Origin of the sequence: Saccharicrinis aurantiacus, from assembly GCF_001660705.2 — a bacterium.
Classification (GTDB): domain Bacteria; phylum Bacteroidota; class Bacteroidia; order Bacteroidales; family Marinilabiliaceae; genus Saccharicrinis; species Saccharicrinis aurantiacus.
Genome location: NZ_LYBV02000023.1, coordinates 119,430 through 137,644 on the forward strand (window position 1 = coordinate 119,430; position 18,215 = coordinate 137,644).

Below are 18,215 nucleotides of genomic sequence, written 5' to 3' on the forward strand. Positions count from 1 at the left end.
AAATAGAATTGGTATAATTGGTCAATTACTATCACTTATAATTTGGAGTATTTGGCCAGTAAGTATTGATATTATGTTTGGGCCTTTTCATATTCCTTTACTTCTCTCAATGCTAGGTGTAGCACCTATACTAATAAAGCTATTTGGGTTTACGATAATAAAAAAAAACCGCTTGAACTGAATCAAGCGGCTTTCATATTTTTATACTTTGAATTAATTATTCAAGATTGAATACTTTTATTTCATCATCATCTAAAAAGTATAATCTATTGGTTAGTTTATCCAATTGGTAAATCACTTTTCTATCATCCCCGAAATCAAAGCTATCCACTTCTTTACCTGAATCTTTTTTCAACCTTAATAATAGCCATTTCATCGCCATTATCGGTTTTAGATCCTTTAAGGAAGTATACGTGATCTTTTGTAGACTTAGCTGCACTATTCAACTTAGCTGCTTCTTTTAGTTTTTTTACTGCATTAAATTGCGCATCTGAAACCTCGCCCATTGCACGAGCATTCTCTTTACTCATAAATAAACCACCTGATGCAAGCTCATTTCCATCTTCATCCTGAACTAAATATTCAGTACTAGCAATACTGGATGCAATAATAGTAGTTATGAAAGCTGCTTTTAACAAAAATCCGTTTTAAGGGTTTAAAATAATCGGTAGCTGCAAGCAACACATCGTTATTTAACATGATAAATTCATTCATTCCTGTAAAAAAAGCAAGCTAATTTCACAGAACTACAAACCCCCAAAAGGGGTTAACTATTTAAAACCAAACACAATAATATGTTATATACTTTATCCGAAGTATTTACATTAAGCAACTGATCAAAACACTAATTTTAAGGCTTGTCCGTTCCATAATTTTTATTTACTATTGTGCCCATTATTATTAAATACTTAACATAGTGAAGCAGTCTCACTTTAAAAACGGGTGTATCCGAAAAACCTTAAGAGTAGGATCTTAACTTTATATTTTTTGAAAAATGAAAAAATTTAAATCTCTAGCTGCAGCATTTATTGGAGCTGCGTTATTATCAAGCTGTACAATGACTATGCCTGTAGCTACAACAAGCAACCCAACAGGATCTAAAGTTGGTACATCAAAAGCAACAATGATTATTGGTTTATCTTTCGGACAAGATGCTAGTATTTCTAAAGCTGCAAAAGCTGGTGGTATTAAAACTATTTCAACTGTTGACCAAAAGCACACAAATGTTTTAGGTATTTACCAAACATTTGAAACTATTGTTTCAGGAGAATAATTTAATGCCCAGTAATGCATATAAATCTGCATTACTGGGTTTATATAACACATTATATGAAATGAAAATAATCAATAGTAGAATTATATTATGTATATTACTAGCAGCAATAAGTTTTGTATGTAATTCGCAATCAAATGCTAAAACATATGTTTCTTTCTATAAAGATCAAGGCCTCATTCAGTATTTTATAAAACCTCTAATATTTGTTGAGAATACTACCAAAGATCAATTGAACATTGATTTTACTTTCGTTCCTGAGCAATCCGTTAACATTAACCTATCAGTTTTATCCGGTCAAAAAATTAAATCAATTGATAGCATCACAATTGCCAACAGTAATGTAATATTATGCTCAACTGATCTTCAGCTTCTTTTTATCGATAAATACAAAAAAAGTATCGAATCACGTTACACTTGCAAAACGCAATACAATCTATATCCTGAACTTTTTGCTGATGGAGACTGGACCATCACCATATACACCCGAAATAAAAAGTTTGTAACTCACCCAAAGAAAAAAGGTAAAAAAATTAACAAAGTTAACGACGAGTTATTCTCAATATTATAAGCACAATTATCGTAACATACTGAACCCTACCCCCTCTTTTCTATTATCCCCAAAAAACATACAAATGAGAAACATATCCATTATTGCAATCGCAGTGATTTTATTTATTTCGTGTAAACAAAAAAAGGCAGAGAATAACGATAAAATTGTAGATCATTTATACTCAAACAGCGATTTAGGTTGGGCAATAGAAATACCCAAAAATTGGACTATTATTCAGACTGATAAAATAGAACAAAATGGCAAAGCTGCCATTGAAGAAGTACAAGGTAAATTTAATACTAGTGATCTAAAACATTTAATTGGCTTTCAGAAAGATGAGTTCAACACCTTCTTATCAACCTCTGAAGAGTTTACCCCACGTTATACAAACGAGTGGGAAGATAATCTAAGCGAACTTAAAACTATTATTTACAACACCTATACCGAACAGGGTATTAAGGTAGATACCTCCTCGTATAAAACGCCTATCAATAATTTAGATTTTGAAGTATTCCATACTATTTTGTACAATTTAGATGGTGATATCATTTTACACCAAGAAATATACACGCAATGGATTAATGGTTATGATTTTGCCGTATACCTGAATTACAATAATGCTACTGATGAAAAAGTAATGAAAGACATGTGGCTAAATTCTACATTTGAAATGGCTTTTTAAGTATACTTAATCCTTGGCAATAAGCTACACTTTATTTTATACTATGTAGTAAAAAAGCATTATAAGAAAAACTAAAAGTAAAAAAGAACGCCTCAAGAATTAACTTGAGGCGTTCTACTTTTATTATCTTAATTCTATATCGCCATTAAGGCGAATAAGAACAAACTATTTAAATTAAATCGATGCTACGTTTTACAAACTTAGTTAAGGCCTCACCCTTAAGCATGTTGTTTGATAAAAGCGCCAAGTCAATTAATTGCGATACCAATTTATTATCAGTGCTAAACTTACTCAAAACCTCTGTTTTCTTAGTATTTAACTCGCTAATTTTCTTGTCAACATCCGCTAACTCATCTTTCTGAGCTTGCTCAATCTCTTCTTCTTTTTTACCCTCTTTAGCTTTTTCAAGCTCTTGACGTTTACCATTTAAGCTCTCAATTTTGCTACGTAAACTATCAGCTTCTTTACCTACAGCTTCATTTTTATCAGCTAAAATACGCTCAACAATTGGATGATTTTCGTTCACAACTAACTGGTAGCTATCTGGCATTTCGCCGTAGAAATTCATTCCACCGCCACCTTGCATAGCGCTCATCTCTTTCATACGACGCATAAACTCTTGCTGCGTAATAATAGCCGGACTAGAATCTTTACCCATTGCTTCAAAAGCAACAATAAAGTTCATTTTATCGCCATTAGGCACTTGTGCAGAGAATACTGAAGTTAAATCGTCTTTATCGCCAGCAGAAAGTTGCGACTCTAAAGTAGATTCTTTTGGTATTAATTTTTCAGCAACATCACTATCTACACGAACAAAACGGGATTTCTCAAACTTTTGCTCCAAGTGATTCACAAAGTGATTGTCAAGCTGACCATCCATTACCAACACATCGTAACCTTTGTTTTTAGCAGCCTCAATAAAGCTATGTTGCTCCTCAACATTAGTTGTGTATAAGTATACTAACTGATCGTCTTTATCCGTTTGGTTTTCCTTAATAATATCTTTGTACTCATCAAAAGTAAAGTACTTACCATCGGCATTTTTAAATAAAGAGAACTTCTGTGCTTTATCGTAGAATTTCTCCTCAGTAAGCATTCCGTAACCAATAAATAATTTTAACGAGTCCCACTTGGCTTCAAAATCAGCTCTATCAGCTTTAAAAATTTCAGCCAAACGATCCGCTACTTTTTTAGTAATGTGGTTCGAAATCTTCTTCACATTACCATCAGCCTGAAGGTAAGAACGAGAAACGTTCAACGGAATATCTGGCGAATCAATAACACCATGTAAAAGCGTTAAAAACTCAGGCACAATATTCTCTACCGAATCGGTAATAAATACCTGGTTGCTATAAAGTTGAATTTTGTTCTTTTGAACCTCAACGTTATTCTTAATTTTTGGGAAATAAAGAACACCAGTTAAGTTAAACGGATAATCCACATTCAGGTGAATGTTAAAAATCGGATCTTCGCTCATCGGATATAAATCCTTGTAGAACTGATTGTAATCCTCATCTTTTAATTCAGATGGAGTACGTGTCCAAAGTGGAGCTACATCGTTAATTTGGTTCTCTTCAGCAGTCTCTTCTTCTTTACCATCTTTCCACTCAGTTTTGTTTCCAAAAACAACTGGTACAGGTAAAAACTTACAATACTTATTTAATAAAGTAGTAATCTCTGCTTTTTGCAAGAAGTTTTCGTTCTCCTCATCAATATGAAGCACAATATCAGTACCTCTATCCTCTTTCTCAACCTCTTCAAGCGTGTACTCAGGGCTACCATCACAAGTCCATTTAACAGCTTTAGCACCATCTTTATGCGACTGTGTAATAATGTTTACCTTTTTAGCCACCATAAACGATGAGTAAAAACCTAAACCAAAGTGACCGATAATAGCGTTTGCATCATCCTTATATTTATCAACAAACTCCTCAGCTCCTGAAAAAGCAATCTGATTAATGTATTTCTCAATTTCTTCAGCCGTCATACCCACACCTCTATCAGAGATTGTAAGCGTTTTAGCCTTTTCATCAATACTAATCGAAACTTTTAATTCGCCTAGTTCACCGTTAAACTCACCAACGCTCGATAGCGTTTTCATTTTTTGCGATGCATCAACAGCATTCGAAACTAACTCACGTAAAAAGATCTCGTGATCTGAGTATAAAAACTTCTTAATGATGGGGAATATATTCTCGGTAGTAACCCCAATATTACCTTTTGACATAATATTTTAGTTTATATTGATAAAACAATTTCTTCACTCAGTTTATCAAAGCCTGTGCCAAGTCATTTCCCATGCCACAAAGGCAGTTTTACTGCCATCAGACTGACACATCTTCAAGCCAACACCCTTTGTTCTGACAAGCTTTCACCTCTCCCACAAATCACAATATAAACTTTCTATTATTTGGGCAGACAAACGGGCTATACACTATAATAAAGCTTCCGTTTTTGCAAACGCTGCATGGTCGTTGCGGGGGCTCCTATGGTCGCCTCCACTCTCCCTGCATCGTGGCAAAACAAAAGCTTTATTGCCGTTGCTATCCCTGCTGCACCCATGCACTACATCTTTGCACCTCGTCATGGCGAGGAACGCGGCCACCTCAAGGCGCCTTGAGATCGCTTCATGCTTCGCGAATACGAGCCGCATTAAAAATTCAAAAACAATCTACTGCTTAGCAAACAAGCTATTGATATTTACGCCAACGGTAAACTCATAAAACTTATCGCTAATGGATAAAGCACTATTATCATAAATACTACTAAATGGCGGACAATACTCAAATTCGATATAAACCAACTCTTTGTAATCAAAGCCAAGGCCTAATATTCCACTCAGTAATGTACTCTTATACTCATCAACAATCTCTTTATAAATGCCAATAGAATTCTCACCTTGCCCCACCTGAACATCGTTATATGCTATTAGAAAATCACTTCGTAAACCTAGTAGTAAATAAGGTTTAAAAGTAGTCTCAATTGGAGTAAACTTACCTGCTAAATTTAGCACAATATTATGAAGCACTAGGTTCTGCTTTGTATCAGAAAATACAGGATCAGCCTCATCTGTCAAAATTTGAAGGCTTTCGTTAAAGCCTTTCTGTGCATAGCCTATTTCAGGTCGGAGTGCTATAAACTTATTAAACTGCTTCTCAACATTGGCATAAACCGAAAAACCAGTGTAATTATCCTTCCAATCTGTTAAATCACCAAACATATCACTTTTATACTTCCATTGCTGATTAGCTATGCCCACCCCTAGTCGGATTCCATAATTATCAATCACTTGTGCTTTCGCAATACTACCAGCTACAAGTATTAGTACTAATACAATTACTTTTCTCATTATTATAGTTTAAGTTAGTTAAAAATCGTGTTTCTCTTTTCTACTTATATTCCTTCATCAAGCTTTATGCAAGGCTCCATTGTTGGAATATAAATTATACCATCAAAAATATTTGCCCATTCCTTTTTCATTGAAACTTCATAAATGATATTGGCCGAAAACTTGGTGTTTTTTTCTGGTAAACCCCTTAAATTAATAAATGAAGTTTGATGGTTATTATTCTTCATCCAAGCTTCCAATGATTTTGAGTTAGGCTTGTTTTTTTTAGTTGCTACATTGCCACTAGAAAACCTAGAAAAGCCATCGTATGAGGTGAAACCAATATTATACATATCCTCACCTAAAACATCGTGCAAGCCTGTACCAAAATAATAAAAAGACGTTTCAACATCTTTAGATATATGAACGTTATGCGCCCAAACAATAGCCTTTTTATTAGGATACCTTTCTTGTAACAACCACAATAAATTATTAGTCATTGCACTATCCCTTACATTATGGTATTCGTATTTTTTAACACCTTTTCTATATTCTGTTTGCTTTAATTCAAAATACGCCAATAGGCATTTAACTTCTTGATGAAAAAAATCATTGTCTTCAATATGCCAGGCCTTAACACATTTAATTAGTTTACTTATTTCCTCTTTTGAGTTGCTGTTGCCAAACTTTAAGGACTTTCTAATGGCCGAATAAAACCAAGCAGTATCAGGTATAAGTACATTATTCTCAATGCATAGCTCTTTTAATTCTGCAACATAGTCGAACTTATAGAAATACTTCTGATTATCAATGGCACTTACAATTAGTGGCTTATTACTTTGGTAGCTCGATTCTAAATATGTAAATAAATCAGAACATTGGGTACAATTAGTCCAAATTGGAAAAATGTATTTCTTTACTTCATTAAAATCAGGATTGTCATCTTCTCGCAGTTTTTGTATGGGATAAAAATTAGATTCAAAAATGAGCAGATCAAAATCACACTCCTCATGAAGATACTTTACCAAATCTGTCTTAAATTGCATGGTAGTGCCATCGCCATGATTTTGTTCTCCCAATAGCACAACACGGGCATCTCCAATAGATTCTTTAATATGTTTAAAACGAGAATCATGATCTGAGTCTGATATTGAACTTACATTGGCCTCTAAATAAGTCTTTATATTTTGAGGTTGCGCATTGCTATTATGCGATAAGAATACTAGTAATAGAATTGTTAATTGTAGACATTTATGGTAGATCATGGTTCTGTTTATTATAAGGAATACCTACAGTAATATCCCATTAAGGTTAATGCGCGCAAGTTAACAAAATATTTTATTGTGAATAAAAGCACCTCACTAGTAAATGATATTTGTCTATAATTTAATTTACCAAGTCTTGTAAAACAATGAATACCACAAATTTAATCAATGCAAAAAACCCATCATTAACAAACACAAGTTGAAGGCATTTTAAGTGAATATCATTTAGTGATTAAATATTCATTTTAAGTATATTTTACACATTTGTATTTTATATATTTGTGGCACTCAAATCCTCCCCTACGATAACTAAAGCACAATTTACACACAACTACAATTTCATGAATGTTTACCTTGAATACTTATTGCTATTAACTGCCTGCTCAACTATATACATACCCGTTGTTTATCGCATAGGAAAAAACTCCGTTACTTGGCATGTTGCACTATTTTTTTTACCATGCTTAGCTATATTAGCTTTCACCGCATTTTCATTTGGCGTATCGCACAATTACTGGCTATTCTTACCAGCATTATCAGCCTTATTTGCCACCATATATGTACTACAAAAGGTAATTAAGAAACCCATAAAAGAACTCCAATCATTAATTGAAAAATTAGAACAGGGTGACCTAACAAAAGGGAACAAAATTTCACTTGTGCATAGAAACGATGAGTTCGGGGTAATAAGTCGAGATCTTGAAAAAATGAGTACTAAAATTGCCGAAATGATTACCAATATGAAAACTATCTCAGAAGAAATTTTGGTTAATGGCAATCAATTGTCAAACTCAGCTGAACATTTAAGCACCACATCCAATACGCAAGCTGTTAATATAGAAGAAATAAGCGCTAACATAGAAGAGATTAATTGTAATGTACAAGAAAGCTCTACCCATGCCAACACAGCAGGAACTATATCTAAAAAAGCGGAAAATGGAATTAAAAATGTAGCCAACACCTCTGCTTTAGCAAGCGATGCCATTCAGAATATTAATAAAGAAGCGCTGTTAATAAACGGAATAGCCTTAAATACAAAGATACTAGCATTAAACGCCTCTATAGAGGCTGCCAAAGCCAATGAACACGGTAAAGGCTTTGCTGTAGTGGCCAAGGAAGTTCGAAAATTAGCTGAGAATACTGAAGCTATAGCTGCAAATATTACAAAAAAAGCTTCTGATACAATGGAACTAACTACCACATCAAACAATCAAGTAAAAAGCACTATTCCTGAGGTTAATAAAACAATGACTTTGGTGAGCAAAATAGCTTATAGTTCTACTGAACAAACAAAGGCAATGGAGCAAATATCTATATCAATGCAACAGCTTAACGAAATTACCCAGGAACATAGTGCCAGCAGTGAGGAATTAAGTGCTAGTGCAGCACGCCTATTTCAGCAGTCGGATGATTTAAACAAACAGATTAGTGCTTTTGCAGTTTAGTGCTGCAATTCATTCAAAGAATACATATAAACAGGATAATCTGAATAACTCAGATAGCCTGTTTATGTATAGCAAATTCATGACACTGTTTCATACACAACCCACACGAAGTGCAAGCATCAGTATTGATGGTGGCTTTACTATTGCCCTTTATCCAAACTTTTAAACGGCCCTTAAACGGCAATTCCTTTACCTCATCTGATGATAAAGATTTAATGGAGATTGCAGAAAATGGGCAAACATCAACACAGCTTGTACAACCATCGCACGATGTTTGATTTACCTTAACAACACCATCCTTTATACTTAATTCTTCTGCTAACTTTTTAGCAACTATTTTCTGTTTAAAATTCTTCATTTTGTTTTCTTATTAATTTCAATACTTAGTTTTTGCCAAAAACGTTTTTAGTTAAGGCAACGATCCATTTAGAATAACTGAGTACATGGATTACAAAAAAGATGATTAATAATAAGCCAAATTTATTGTGTAATCCAAGCACTAACTTTGAGCTACTTGTATCTTCCATAACAAGCCATGGTATTAGCGATGTGAGCGTTGTTGCTATAAATAGAATAAGTAAAATAAGGTTACGAATCCATTTTTTACTTTTGCCTCCCTTGATAAATAACTTTTTAAACCAACTTATATGCTGATATAAATGAACACACACCAAGCCTATTGTTATTATGGATGTAACAATATGAGCATTAAGCCAGAAGTTACTACTCATACTCAATGTAAGCTGAGAAGTAGATTTACCTGCATGATAGCCTAATAATATTATACCTGTAAATATCATTAACAGAAATGGCAACAGACTCGCCATATCCACATAATAATTCCTTTTGGCTTTCTGTAATTTGTTAGGCTCCTTCATAATTCAATGTTGTTTCGTTCGTTTTTTTCTTTACCATCCCCCTTACTTTAATGCCAATGCGCGTGCCAATAAGTAGCACAGAAAAACACAATACAATGGTACGCTCATTAACCGCAAGTCCTAAATGATCACCTGCAAAACCTGAACTCCATGAAGCAAATTCGTTAATGCCAATTTTTAATAGGTTACGAACCAAAGTGAATAATCCGAGAATGACAGGAATTATAGCATACTTTAAATTAGGATATTGATTTAAAACGGGGAATCGCTTTGTAAGCGGACTATATATATTGGTAATTTTTGTGTTAATGGTTTTATAAACCCATAACACAGCGCTTTTGCCTTTTTGTAAAAATGTAGAATAAGTCATCTGTTATAATTTTTGTACACCACAAAGTTGCGACTATACAAAACCTAAAACATTGACAAATGATAAAAAATCACTTTTTGGCCTTTATTCTGCTTAAACTTTCTTGAGTAATACCCAGATAACTGGCCAAGTTTTTATTGGAGAGACGCTGAACCATTTCTTTTTTATGAGTCAACAAATATTCATAACGTTCCTTGGCACTTAATCGCAAAAACGTTTCAATACGCCAGTGATTATTCAAATAAGTAGTTTCGAGCATTTTAATATAGAAATCTCTAAATAGAGTAGTTTCACTTATTAGTTTCTGAAAATCATTGTACGATATAAATTGCAATTCCGATGCTTCAATAGCATATATAAATTCAGTAGACGCAGTTTGTTTAATAAAGCTATGTAAGGAGGATAAGAACTGATTCTCGAAGGCAACATGACGAATGGTTTCTTGTCCTTTGGCATCAATAAAGGAAGTCTTCAAACTTCCGCTGACAATAAAATAGAGCGAGTGACATACCATTCCGCTTTCTAACAAGAGCTCATCTTTGGCAACCTTAAGCGGTTTAAAATACTGAACAACTTCAGGTATTTCATTATCCGCATCGGTAAATCTATTGGCAAAAAAATGTTCTAAACTAACTTTCATGTTGTTTCTGGTCTATTATCTCAGGCGAAACAAATGTACAAAAAGACAAGTCAACTTATTTACAATAATAAAATGATTTGATAAGTATGAAGGAAGTTTATAGCTATTTATTATTTTTGAGTCCTCACATAATATCTCGTAATATATGCGCTTTACTAAAAAAGTCACTCAAACTATAATACTCATACTTTGTATCTGTACGTTTAGTCACGCACAAAGCATAGAATCATTACAAAAGCAAATTAAAGATAGCTCGTCAGATACTGAAAGTCTGCGCCTTTACAATAAAATTGGCGTTGCCTACCGCGATATTAATTACCACAGCAAAGCCATACAAGCACACAATCAAGCATTAATACTGGCTAAACAAGGTAATGATAGTAGCACAATAGCTTCAACCCTTAGTTTATTGGGTACAGCCTATTTACGCAACATGCAAACAGAAGAGGCTGAAGGCAATTACCTAAAAGCTTTGTCCATAGCAAAAAACAATAATATCTATTCCGAAGAGATCAACACACTCAATAGTTTAGGTCTTTGCTACAAACAAATGGGCAAGCATACACAAGCGCTAAAATACCACAAGCAAGCATTGGAGCTTATAAAAACCAACAATCAGACAGAGAAACAAGCTGCTACCTTAAATCACATTGCCAACCTCTATTTATCAATGAATCAGCATAACAATGCATTAAATTATTACAATGAGGCATTGGATTTTTATGCTTCTGAAAACGATAGTATTGGCATGGCAGATATCTATCGAAATTTAGGCATATCGTATCGTAACCAAGGGAAATATACCGATGCTGTAGCGCAAATAGATAACGCCATACAAATAGTACATAGCAGAAATATGGAGGCTAAAATGGCCGATTACCATCACCTATTAGGTGGTATTTATTGGCAAAGCAAAGCCTATAAAGATGCACTCGACAACTACCTAATTGCTTTGGAGATAAGAGAGCGCTTAAACTTGGCTATTCCAATGGCATCGACCTTAAATAACATTGGCCTCATTTATAAGGATCTTAATAATTATGAGATGGCCATTAATTATTACAAGCAATCCCTAGGTATCTATAAAAAACTGAACGACATTAAACTAATGGCGCACATCTACAATTTATTGGGTAGTGTGAATTGGCAAATGAAGAATTTTGACCAGGCACTGGATTATTACCTAGAAGCTTTGGCCCTCAGAGAGCAAATTAACGATCCTAAACTCATGGCTGCATCCTACAATAATTTAGGATTGGTTTATCGTAGTATGGGTGATCTAGAAACCTCGAAAGAAAATTACGAAACGGCACTTAATTTATATCAAAAAGCCAACGATAAAACCAACGTTGCCGCTGTATACCACAAACTGGGTAGCCTATATCTTAGTTTTGATGATGTAGCAAAAGCAGAAATTGAGTATAAAAAAGCACTTGCTTTGCGCGAGGAAGCCAAGGACAAATTAGGAAAAGCCTCCACGCTAGTTGCTTTAGGTAAGATAGAACTAAACCAATCGAACACAGCCAAAGCAACAGAAATGTACAACGAAGCATTGGACATAGCCTTGGCTTATGATAATATAAACCTTGAAGCTAGCGTACGCAATGCCATTGCTGCTGCTTATGCAAAATTGGGTAAATATGATGAAGCCTACGAACAGCTTCAGAAATATAATTCATTACGCTCTAAAATACTGAATAGCGAAAGCATCAAAAAAATTGCTGATATGCAAATTCGCTACGAGATGGAAAAGAAAGAACGTGCTTTGCAAGAGCAGAAACTAACCATATTCAAACAGCAAGAGCGCAACAAAAATCAACTCAACCTTATCTATTTTATATTAGCCATAGTATTGGTAACCTCGTATTTCTTGTTCTCCATTGCGCGTAAAAATAAGCTCATTAAAAAATCGAACTTACAATTGGCCGCTCAAAACACCGAGATTTTAGAACAGAAAGAGGAAATAATGGCGCAGCGCGATGCCATTGAAGTGCAAAAAAATGAAATTGAAAAACAACACGATATACTAGAGGTACAAAAGAAAAAAATAACCGATAGTATTTCCTATGCAGCCCGCATTCAACAGGCAGTTATGCCTCCCGAAGAACAAAAGAACAGCGTAATTCCTAATCATTTTATCCTATTTAAACCTAAGGATATTGTGAGTGGCGATTTTTATTGGATGACCGAGATTGATGGTAAATCGATTGTGGCCACTGTAGATTGTACCGGACATGGTGTTCCGGGTGCTTTTATGAGTATGTTGGGTACTTCGCTACTTACCGAAATTGTGAATAGTCGCCAATGGAACGATGCCGCTGATATATTAAATGAGTTAAGAACTAAGGTGAAAAAAGCCCTGCACCAAACAGGTAGTAAAAACGAAGCCCGCGACGGCATGGATTGTACACTTTGTATTATAGATTACAAAGCAATGCAGGTAGATTTTGCCGGTGCATATAACCCGCTTTACATTATCCGACAAGGCGAATTGATTGAGCAAAAATCGGATCGTATGCCTATTGGTGTATATGCCCGAGGCGAAAAACCGTTTACCAACCATAATATACAATTACAAACTGATGACTTAATGTACACCTTCTCCGATGGTTATCACGATCAGTTTGGTGGCGAAAAAGGACGCAAGTTATTGGCCAAAAACTTTAAACAATTGCTACTCGATAATTCGCACCTACCAATGGAAAATCAGAAAGAAGTATTGGATTCTCATTTCGAAAATTGGAGAGGAAACTACAATCAGCTTGATGATGTATTGGTTATTGGTGTTAAGGTGTGCGTTAATCAAACAGTTTCTAATGTTGTACCGGAATTAGAAAGTGTGAATTAAAGGGATAAATACTCTTAATATTAAATGAGAACTCCGGCAGTTTCTCCATAACTGACGGAGTTCAATATCAGTATTTTCCATACTGAACCTAGGCCTCCCCTCCTCAATCTGGAATTAATATAAATTAGATAGGATTTAGTTGGTTCTTTTGTTCCGAAAATATATTTGTTTACGTTTGCAGTCAAATAGGTGAACAATTAATGCATCGGATTTTTTGTTAAAAGGGAATGCCGTTAAAATCGGCAACAGTGCCCGCTACTGTAAGTCTCACGTTCTTAATACAAGAACAGGCGTTTTACAACATACTCATTACCATTGCCAAGTTGGCGAGAAGGTTTTTGTAAAACAGAGATAAGTCAGGAAACCTGCCTATAGATTATACTAATGAAACTTCCGGGATAAGAAGTTAGTTTGTGACATTGAAATCCACATACTAAAATTACATTGCTTTATTGGCTATAAAGCAGTTATGGCATTCCCTCAGGTTTCAGTTTATAGATTTTTTTAAACTGATCATGAAGACGAAAACTGTATTACTATTACTTATTTTGTGCATAGGGCATCATCAGCTTAATGCTTCTGACATTAAAGGAAGAGTGCTGAACAGGCATAAGCAACCACTACCCTATACAACCATCAGTGTAAACCCAGGAGAACTTGGGGCTATTTGCGACAATAATGGAAACTTTGTATTAGAGAATCTGAAAAATGGCACTTATAATTTAACCATATCCTACCTAGGTTTTAATACCATTAAAAAAACCATCAACCTTAAAAACAAAGACTTAAACCTAAGCTTCATCCTTGAAGAAAACGACGAAAATATTGCAGAAGTAAGCGTTACCGCAGATAGGTATGCACGCGAAGTAAAAATGCAAAGTGTGACTGCCGTTAAAGTTGATCAGCAATTTATTAGCGAAAATGCTTCGGGTAGTTTAATGCAAACGCTGAGTAAAATACCTGGCGTTAGTTCTATTGATGTGGGCTCATCGGCTTCAAAGCCGATAATTAGAGGCATGAGTTTTAACCGTGTGGCCGTAATTAATAATGGCGTTAAGTTAGAAGGTCAGCAATGGGGCGAAACACATGGACTTGAGCTCGATCAGTATGCCATTGAAAATGTAAAGGTGATAAAAGGCCCTGCCTCTATTCAATTTGGTAGCGATGCCTTGGCCGGTGTTATTGAAATATTGCCCTCAAACATACCTGCTCCCAATAGTATGGTTGGCGAGGTGAAATTAATAGGTAAAACCAACAACGACCTTGTAGGAACTAGCTTTTTAATTAAGCAACGTAAAAACCAATATTACTATACTTTGCGAGCCACTTATCTCGACTTTGCTGATTTGATGGTTCCTAAAGATTCTATTGAATACAACACCTACAATCTTATCCTTAACAACAATGTAAAAAACACGGCTGGACGCGAGGCTGCCATCACAACGGAAATAGGCAAACTGTTTGATCGGGGCAACACATCGTTTCAAATCTCAAACCTCTATCGAAAAACGGGCTTTTATGCCGATGCCTTTGGGGTGGAAATTAGAACACAAATTCCCATAGATCATGATGCAAGTAAACGCGATATCCAAATTCCGTATCAAATGGTAAATCACTTTCGAGTTTCGAACCATACGAGCATAAATTATGGCGAAAACCAGCTAAATACCAATATTGCCTATCAAAATAACATCCATAACGATTACGATCACCTTACGGATATTACAGGAAAAACTCAGGTGTTTCCGGATGATCACCTCAGTACCGGACTGCAACTACATACCCTATCGGCCAATGCCAATTATAAAATAAAGTGGAGCACTGCTACACTAACTTCTGGCTTTAGCGGGCAGTACATTAAAAACCTGCGCAGTGGTTTTAACTTTAACATACCTGCCTACGAAAAGGCAATTGGTGGCATTTTTACGCACTACCAAAAACAACTGCGATCCGAAACTTTTTTTGATGCAGGATTACGTTATGATTACGGATTTATTGATGTGGAAGAATACATTAATCCGCGTAACCAAAACGAAACGGATTCCATATTATCTACACCTATAAATCGCAACTTTAGCAGTATTACAGGTACCATTGGTATATCAAGTCAATTGAGCGAGAAGCTTCATGGCAAGGCCAGTTTTGGCAAAAGCTTTCGCGTTCCGTCAATACGAGAACTGAGTGCCTATGGTATGATTTGGAGCTCGGCACGCTTCGAAATAGGTAATCCTGACCTGAACCCAGAAGAGGTGTATCAGCTTGATGGGGAATTGAGTTTTCTAAGTGAATATATCGACCTTACAGGAGGTGCTTTCTATAGCTACTTTTCTAATTATATTTTTCCGCATCCTAGCGGTGGATTTAACGATATAGTGGGTGCCGGACAAGTTTACAATTACCAAGAGACGGAAGCAATTAGAACTGGTGGCGAGCTTAGTTTATTTGTTAAGCCCACTGCTAATTTGGGTTTTGATGTTTTGGCCGAATATGTATATGCCTTAAATCTGGATAACAATGCACCGCTACCGTTTACACCGCCTTTAAGTGTGGATGCATCTGTAAATTATAAAATCAAGTTATCTAAAACCAGAGCGTATTTGCTCAATACCTTTTTAGGCGCCAAGCATATGGCCGAACAAACACGTGTGGTACAAAACGAGGTTCCTGGCAATATTACCAATGCATCTACCATTGTATACTTGGGTGTAAGTGGCAAACTTGGAACTAAAAGTCAATCGCCTGATTTTATGCTGCGTGTAGATAATTTATTAAACACCGAATATTACAATCACCTAAGTATATACCGACGCATTAACATGCCCGAAGCAGGGCGCAACATACAACTAACAGTTAATATTCCATTCGGAAACTAATAGATAATCATAATTAATAAACAAACATGAAAAATTTTAAATCACTGGGCCTATTCGTAGCTATTGCTGCGTTAACATTCACATCGTGTGAAAAAGAAGACAATACCAAACAAGCTCTACACCCTGTTATTTCTGAATTTAGCGTTGGCGCAGAGATAGGCGATGGCGCAGAAATTCCTCTTGGCGGACAAGTATCATTTACTTTTAATGTAGAGATGGAAACTGAAGACAGAATTATCAGTTACCATGTTGAAATGCATAGCGAGGCAGCTACTGAAGCAGATGAATTTAAAGTTATTGATGAAACCTTTGAAGTTGCTGAATTACGAAATACGCATATTCACGATCATTTTGCGGTTCCTACAGATGCGCCACTTGGCGCCTACCACTTTCATGTAAAAGTTACTAGTAAAGATGGTTACGAATCAGAAGTAGGTCAAGAGTTAAAAGTAATTGCCAACCCAGCCTTACCTATTATCTCAAACTTTTCGATTGAAGATGAATCTGGTGCACCTAAAAAAGACTTTAAAAAGGGCGATGTAATAGTTGTTAAGTTTACTGCCGAAGCAACAGAGGGAAGTACCTTAGATCATTTCGCATTAGAGATTCACGACGAGCCTAAATCGGGTGAGTTAGAGGATGAATTTAAACAAGTTGATGGTGAATTTACTACTGACACTGAAGGTACAACTGTTAAAGGTGAAACTAAGGTAAATGTAGTACACAAGGTGACCATTAACGAAGTTGGTGAAGCGGGCATAAACCACTTCCACCTGCATGTTTACGATAATAAAAATAACGGATCTGCCGCAACCGATAAATTAACCATCAATGAATAAGTTTATAATCAGTACGCTATTTGCAGGCATCCTATTATTAGGAGCCTGCTCTGAGGACAAAGAAGAGTTTGACACTGAGGCTCCAACTATAACAGTTGAGTATCCGGCCCCTTGTGCCATTGAAAAATTTGGCGATATGATTCGCCTAAAAGCCAATTTAAGCGACAACGAAGGTTTAGGAAGTTATAAGTTGAATATTCACCACAACTTCGACCACCATACACATGGCAACCACCAAGAGGTTTGTCAGATGGATGAGATAAAGACAGCCACAAATCCGTTTTTAAAAGACTGGTCGGCTAATTTACCTAACGAAAAGTCAATGGTGCTTGATACCTCATTTCAGTTACCTGCCGATATGCAAGGTGGCGATTACCATGCTTTATTATATGTAACCGATATTAACGGTAACCAAAGTTGGACAGGTATTAGTATTAAGATAATTGAAAACTAATAGAAGAGGTAAATGATTAGTGGTAAGTTATAAATTGACTTACTCCCTTGCCGTTAAATTACTTGATACTTGCTATTGTACAGCATAAAATAAACTAAGCCCATTGCAACACAAAAGCAATGGGCTTTTTTACGAATAATACTTACTTTAGCAGCATGACATCATTTGACTTTAGCAATCAAAACCATATTGTATTTTCCATTCTGGCTATCATTATTGTAGTCCTTATATTTTTATTACTGCGCTATAAAACCATTGCTTTCCTGAAGGAAAGAAAGGTAAAAAAACGCTTCGAACGAGGGAACAAACTCGAACTGCAAGCCAAGTCTTTTCTGAAAAGTAAAGGATATACGGTGGTAGATTATCAAAGCACCTACCAACATAAATACCGTGTGGATGGAGTGACCTATACCTCAGAAATTGAACCCGACTATATTGTAAAAAAGAACGGCAAAAAATATATTGTTGAAGTTAAAAGTGGTACTTCGGCCATTAGCGTGCGTAACAGAAATACCCGCAGGCAATTGTTAGAGTATGATTATGTGGTTGAAAACGATGGTGTTTTTCTATTGGATATGGAGAATCGTAATTTACAACTCATCGAATTTAAACCCAAGGGTGAAAAACGTGCTAACAAATTGATTAAAGCCATAATAATATTGGCGATAATTGGAATAGCTATTCCCTATTGGCAAGTTAAAGTAGCCATCGGTGCTATTTTAGCTTTGGCCTTTTTTAAGGATCGGTTTTAGATAGATATCAGTAAA

General features: G+C 35.5%; 18 protein-coding genes and 1 riboswitch. Of the genes, 9 read left to right on the forward strand and 9 right to left on the reverse strand.

What is annotated here, in order from left to right; genetic code table 11:
- Positions 1-217: 217 nt before the first annotated feature.
- Together A8B35_RS23305 and A8B35_RS09755 are read right to left on the reverse strand one after the other, a co-directional pair.
- Positions 218-355, reverse strand: coding sequence for a hypothetical protein (locus A8B35_RS23305; protein ID WP_171973185.1), 138 nt, complete (start codon positions 353-355; stop codon positions 218-220).
- The gene (locus tag A8B35_RS09755) at positions 336-638 is read right to left on the reverse strand and encodes a hypothetical protein (protein ID WP_075602834.1); all 303 of its coding nucleotides are present in this window, start codon (positions 636-638) and stop codon (positions 336-338) included. Before A8B35_RS09755 ends, A8B35_RS23305 begins: the two co-directional genes overlap by 20 nt.
- Before the next feature lie 356 nt (positions 639-994).
- Here A8B35_RS09755 and A8B35_RS09760 point away from each other — a divergent pair, with 356 nt between their 5' ends.
- From A8B35_RS09760 to A8B35_RS09770, 3 genes are all read left to right on the forward strand, one after another.
- Positions 995-1,273 (forward strand): TRL-like family protein, encoded by a 279-nt coding sequence (locus A8B35_RS09760; RefSeq protein WP_075602835.1) that lies wholly within the window; start codon positions 995-997, stop codon positions 1,271-1,273.
- A gap of 61 nt (positions 1,274-1,334) precedes the next feature.
- Complete coding sequence (locus tag A8B35_RS09765) at positions 1,335-1,844, forward strand: hypothetical protein (protein ID WP_139314859.1); 510 nt, start codon at positions 1,335-1,337, stop codon at positions 1,842-1,844.
- Between the two features lie 64 nt (positions 1,845-1,908).
- Positions 1,909-2,508, forward strand: coding sequence for a hypothetical protein (locus A8B35_RS09770; RefSeq protein ID WP_075602837.1), 600 nt, complete (start codon positions 1,909-1,911; stop codon positions 2,506-2,508).
- Between the two features lie 169 nt (positions 2,509-2,677).
- Here the strand turns inward: A8B35_RS09770 and htpG are convergent, their stop codons facing one another.
- The 3 genes from htpG to A8B35_RS09785 all read right to left on the reverse strand — a co-directional run bounded on the left by htpG (position 2,678) and on the right by A8B35_RS09785 (position 7,101).
- Positions 2,678-4,735, reverse strand: a complete 2,058-nt coding sequence (gene htpG / locus A8B35_RS09775) for a molecular chaperone HtpG (protein WP_075602838.1) — start codon at positions 4,733-4,735, stop codon at positions 2,678-2,680.
- 444 nt (positions 4,736-5,179) lie between these two features.
- A complete protein-coding gene (locus A8B35_RS09780) occupies positions 5,180-5,857 on the reverse strand; it encodes an outer membrane beta-barrel protein (protein WP_075602839.1) in 678 nt (225 codons plus the stop codon).
- 44 nt (positions 5,858-5,901) lie between these two features.
- Positions 5,902-7,101 (reverse strand): erythromycin esterase family protein, encoded by a 1,200-nt coding sequence (locus tag A8B35_RS09785; protein WP_075602840.1) that lies wholly within the window; start codon positions 7,099-7,101, stop codon positions 5,902-5,904.
- Between the two features lie 341 nt (positions 7,102-7,442).
- Here A8B35_RS09785 and A8B35_RS09790 point away from each other — a divergent pair, with 341 nt between their 5' ends.
- Entirely contained in the window at positions 7,443-8,546 is a 1,104-nt protein-coding gene (locus A8B35_RS09790; RefSeq protein WP_075602841.1) for a methyl-accepting chemotaxis protein, read from the forward strand.
- A gap of 49 nt (positions 8,547-8,595) precedes the next feature.
- Here A8B35_RS09790 and A8B35_RS09795 read toward each other — a convergent pair whose 3' ends face one another.
- The 4 genes from A8B35_RS09795 to A8B35_RS09810 all read right to left on the reverse strand — a co-directional run bounded on the left by A8B35_RS09795 (position 8,596) and on the right by A8B35_RS09810 (position 10,434).
- Complete coding sequence (locus A8B35_RS09795; protein ID WP_083634404.1) at positions 8,596-8,904, reverse strand: 4Fe-4S binding protein; 309 nt, start codon at positions 8,902-8,904, stop codon at positions 8,596-8,598.
- Between the two features lie 25 nt (positions 8,905-8,929).
- Positions 8,930-9,424, reverse strand: a complete 495-nt coding sequence (locus A8B35_RS09800) for a DUF4405 domain-containing protein (RefSeq protein ID WP_075602842.1) — start codon at positions 9,422-9,424, stop codon at positions 8,930-8,932.
- Entirely contained in the window at positions 9,411-9,794 is a 384-nt protein-coding gene (locus A8B35_RS09805; protein ID WP_075602843.1) for a hypothetical protein, read from the reverse strand. Before A8B35_RS09805 ends, A8B35_RS09800 begins: the two co-directional genes overlap by 14 nt.
- A 70-nt stretch (positions 9,795-9,864) precedes the next feature.
- Positions 9,865-10,434 (reverse strand): Crp/Fnr family transcriptional regulator, encoded by a 570-nt coding sequence (locus tag A8B35_RS09810; protein ID WP_075602844.1) that lies wholly within the window; start codon positions 10,432-10,434, stop codon positions 9,865-9,867.
- 145 nt (positions 10,435-10,579) lie between these two features.
- Between A8B35_RS09810 and A8B35_RS09815 the strand changes: the two genes are divergently transcribed.
- From A8B35_RS09815 to A8B35_RS09835, 5 genes are all read left to right on the forward strand, one after another.
- A complete protein-coding gene (locus A8B35_RS09815; protein WP_075602845.1) occupies positions 10,580-13,282 on the forward strand; it encodes a tetratricopeptide repeat protein in 2,703 nt (900 codons plus the stop codon).
- A 170-nt stretch (positions 13,283-13,452) separates the two neighbouring features.
- A riboswitch (cobalamin riboswitch) is annotated at positions 13,453-13,669 on the forward strand.
- Positions 13,670-13,797: 128 nt separating this feature from the next.
- Positions 13,798-16,155, forward strand: coding sequence for a TonB-dependent receptor (locus A8B35_RS09820; protein WP_075602846.1), 2,358 nt, complete (start codon positions 13,798-13,800; stop codon positions 16,153-16,155).
- Between the two features lie 26 nt (positions 16,156-16,181).
- Positions 16,182-16,994 (forward strand): DUF4625 domain-containing protein, encoded by an 813-nt coding sequence (locus A8B35_RS09825; protein ID WP_075602847.1) that lies wholly within the window; start codon positions 16,182-16,184, stop codon positions 16,992-16,994.
- Positions 16,987-17,448, forward strand: coding sequence for a DUF4625 domain-containing protein (locus A8B35_RS09830; protein ID WP_075602848.1), 462 nt, complete (start codon positions 16,987-16,989; stop codon positions 17,446-17,448). Before A8B35_RS09825 ends, A8B35_RS09830 begins: the two co-directional genes overlap by 8 nt.
- 155 nt (positions 17,449-17,603) lie before the next feature.
- Positions 17,604-18,200 carry a hypothetical protein gene (locus tag A8B35_RS09835; protein ID WP_075602849.1) on the forward strand — a complete coding sequence of 199 codons (597 nt, stop codon included), beginning with the start codon at positions 17,604-17,606 and terminating at the stop codon, positions 18,198-18,200.
- The last annotated feature ends 15 nt before the right edge of the window (positions 18,201-18,215 follow it).